Source organism: Haladaptatus sp. W1 (assembly GCF_001723155.1).
GTDB classification, from domain to species: Archaea; Halobacteriota; Halobacteria; order Halobacteriales; family Haladaptataceae; genus Haladaptatus; species Haladaptatus paucihalophilus.
Map to the genome: position 1 here is coordinate 1 of NZ_MEIH01000277.1, position 2099 is coordinate 2099.

Annotated in this window: 1 protein-coding gene; it reads right to left on the minus strand. The window is 48.0% G+C overall.

Features of this window, described 5'->3' with window-relative positions:
- Positions 1 to 522 (minus strand): AAA family ATPase (locus BG842_RS27565; protein WP_139136113.1); only part of this gene is annotated, 522 nt, incomplete at its 3' end.
- Between the last annotated feature and the right edge of the window lie 1577 nt (positions 523 to 2099).

A 2099-nucleotide genomic window follows, 5' to 3' on the forward strand; every position in this document is an offset into this window, starting at 1 on the left:
CATATCGAGTTCATCGAGGATGACCACGACCGTATCGTAGTGTTCGTTGATAAGACGGTAGAGTTCGCGCCATTTTTTCTTGTTTGGAATGCCGTGTTCTGGAACGTCGACAGTCGTTCCGATGTCGTTCGCCACCTTTCGGGCAAGCTCATAAACGGCTGCACCGAGGGTACCCACGTTCTGGCAGTTCATCTGGATGACGCCGAACCGGATATCACGACTTTCGCAGAGTTCGACGATGTTCTGGCAGACGGCGTTGATGATGAGCGATTTCCCGGTCCCAGACGGTCCATAGAGGAAGAGATTCGGTGGCCGCTCGTTACTAATCGCGACGCGAAGGTGCTGAGTAATATCCGTGAGTTGGGTATCACGACCGACAATCCGTTCCTCATCGACGATCTCGTTTGGTTCGAGGAGGGAACGGTTCTTGATGAGACTCGCAGCTTCCTCCTGCTCAAGGATAAGATCTTTGATAGAACCGGTAGACTTGGGAGTTCCCTTGGGACCAGGATCCGTGGGCATACTTGATCCACTCTATCATGATACTAAAAGGTTCCCCTGTCGATTTCTTTTCTGCCAGTATGACGCTCAGAAACAGGATGTCGGGAGGTTACACTGCTGTCTTCCTTGACCCCCGACGATTTGTTAAAGAGTCTTTGTCTGGATCGATTTACGATGAGTCCAGTACACCCTCTCACCCCTATCGATTTGTTCTAACCACAATGGTGGTGAGGGTAGTCGAATCCATGAATGGACCGTCGTTGCATCTACGGCACGATTAGCGCAGAATTGAGAATCGTTTTCTTTATTTTCTTCTTTTCTTTCTAGTACTAGTCTATAACTAGCTAGAGGGACGCACCCCTATCGATTTGTTCTAATTACGTTCCCTCTGCCCATTTTCCGACAAACAGCTACTTAAAAGAGGATCCAATAGGATCACAAGACAGAGAACAGGGACGTGCAGCTATTTGTTGCCTTCTCTGTTTTCCAGGTTCTACTCCTATTGTCTCACCCCTATCGGTTTGTTCTATATGCCTGCAGTCAGCCGAATACGGTAATATTTGGGTATATGAATTCCGAAGTTATCAAAGGATGAGTTCTGGTAAGCTATCCCTTCGTGGATTCCCTGTGGTTGACTTCCTCACTATGCTCTTTCCCGCCAGAACAAATCGATAGGGGTGTGAGTGTGGTCTTTGGATTACCGTCAGGATATATTCGCCCATCACGTCTAGAGAGTGCTATCCTCAATTTCGGCATTTTTCCCTTCATTAATTTTATAGTATCCGTCTATGGATTCCTTTCCAATGAACAAATCGATAGAGGTGTGTCTCTCCAGTTACTCAATCGGAGTCGGACACCTTAACAAATGTAGAATCTCGAGATTTAGATGGGTGGCCGATCTGTTCGACATTGAGAGAGTAGTATATTCCTGGTGTGAATTGCCAGTTCCAATTTACTCGTTAGAGTCTCTCCTGTGTTTGGTCGATCGCTCTTGGGTAGTATTCTATACTAACTATCAGCACCCAGTACGTCGTGTACGTATTCACATGTGGAATCGATTCATCTTGTTGTGATCGAACACTCGACCTGCGAGCCAGCGTTTCGTTTCACTTCCGCTCTGGTTGGGTGACTTCTTTATTGATCGCCTTCGAAGAGGAATCTGCAGTCGTCGTAACCCAACACACGGCGTGGATCCTATGCCCCTACCCATCCTGTCACGCCGTGTGCTCTCCTTGCATCATCAGACCACCAACGAGGCAACCGTGTGTCATTCTGTCCCAAGGCTTTACGTCGGTAGTCGGTGTCTGTGAGTATATCGATGATTTCCAACCGGCAATCACCACTTCGAAAGACCGGATACCTCCTGAAGAATACCCGTGACGAGCCACGGCAGAGTCAGGGCAAACACGGCACTGATCGCGAGAAGCGGCTGTTTCTTCATACTGTCTGTAATTCCACCCGTGGTCTAAAAACACGTGATAACTCCAATGACGCCGATTTGTGGCGATAGAAGTGCTGAAACGACGATACACTCGTTTTCGAGGTTATTCCCGAATTCGGGCGATAGATGGGTTCTGTGTGGAGATAACGGGTAATAA